This window comes from Paenibacillus sp. GXUN7292 (genome assembly GCF_050864975.1).
In the GTDB taxonomy this organism is placed as follows: Bacteria; Bacillota; Bacilli; order Paenibacillales; family Paenibacillaceae; genus Pristimantibacillus.
This window is the reverse complement of sequence record NZ_JBOZWO010000103.1, coordinates 1-852: the sequence shown is the minus strand read 5'-3', so window position 1 is coordinate 852 and position 852 is coordinate 1. Positions and strand designations below refer to the sequence as shown.

The 852-nt window shown below is 46.5% G+C and carries 1 protein-coding gene; it reads left to right on the top strand.

Annotation, left to right across the window (positions count from 1 at the left end):
• Window positions 1-852, top strand: an 852-nt coding sequence (locus ACRRU2_RS28530) for an ABC transporter substrate-binding protein (RefSeq protein ID WP_432506833.1), incomplete at its 5' end; no start/stop codon positions are given.

Sequence of the window (852 nt, the reverse complement as noted above, 5' to 3'; positions counted from 1 at the left end):
GGATGGGGCATTTTGTACAACAAAGAGCTGTTTGCGAAGCATGACTTGCAGGTTCCAAAAACAATGGAAGAGCTGATGCAGGTTGCAGATGCATTGAAAGCAGCCGGCATTGAAACACCGCTTTATATGGTTGGCAAGGAAGCCTGGTATTGGGCGATCTGGTTCTCGCAATTCGGTCCAAAGGCTGCAGAAGCTAACCCGGGCTTGTACGACAAGCTGAACAATCAAGAGATGAAATTTGCGGATGTAAAAGAGTTTGAGACATTTTTGGCGGAGTTCAAAACACTGTATGACAAAGGCTACTTCGGTAAAAATTCTTTGTCCAATGCTTGGGATTCCAGCTATGAGGCAATGGGCACAGGCAAATCGGCCATGATTATGATGTATCAGTCTTATCAAGGTGAGGTTGCTGAAAAATATGCGGATTCAAAAGCAAATGAATGGGAAATGTTCCCGATCCCGCTGGCAGGCAATGATATGTATTCGCATTCAGCAGGCGGCAATATGCGCGTAGCTTACAAAGATTCCAAAAACTTGGACAGCGTGAAGCAGTTTTTTGACTTTATGGCAAAACCGGAAAACCTGAATACGTTCTATGACGGCCGTCCTGATTTGCAGTCTAATCCTTCGTTCACGGATGTAGCGGGCAAGCCGTCGCAAGCTGGCAAATCGATCCTTGAAAACGCGCCGGGCGGTCAAGGGCTGGATATGGAATATGGCCTGCTTTACTGGGATAACACCATTATCGGCAAGTATATTCAAGAGCTGATGCTCGGCAGCAAGACCCCGATCCAAGTGCTAGAAGCGATTGACAACGATCGTAAAAAGCTGTTTGACGCTCAAAACCAGTAA